Genomic DNA, 229 nt, shown 5'->3' on the forward strand with positions numbered 1-229 from the left:
GGATCGAACCGCACCTGATGGCACAGCGCCGGATGCAGCGCCATCACGACCTTTTTCGCGCGCACCGTGCCGCGATCGGTCTGCAACGTGACGATGTCGCGATCCCAGCCGACGATCCGCCGCACCGGCGACGACAGCCGCACCTTGTCGCCCAGTTGCTGCGCCATCCGGATGCTGAGAAGCTGCGAGCCACCGACGAAACGGGTTTCCTGCGCGCTATGCTTGATCG

1 protein-coding gene is annotated in these 229 nt (G+C 65.5%); it reads right to left on the reverse strand.

Annotation, left to right across the window (positions count from 1 at the left end; translation table 11 throughout):
• Positions 1-229: FAD-dependent oxidoreductase (locus AAEY62_RS25260; protein ID WP_350637259.1), on the reverse strand; the 229-nt coding region annotated here is incomplete at both ends.

Origin of the sequence: Pseudoalteromonas sp. GW168-MNA-CIBAN-0100 (genome assembly GCF_040309225.1) — a bacterium.
Lineage (GTDB): Bacteria > Pseudomonadota > Gammaproteobacteria > Enterobacterales > Alteromonadaceae > Pseudoalteromonas > Pseudoalteromonas arctica.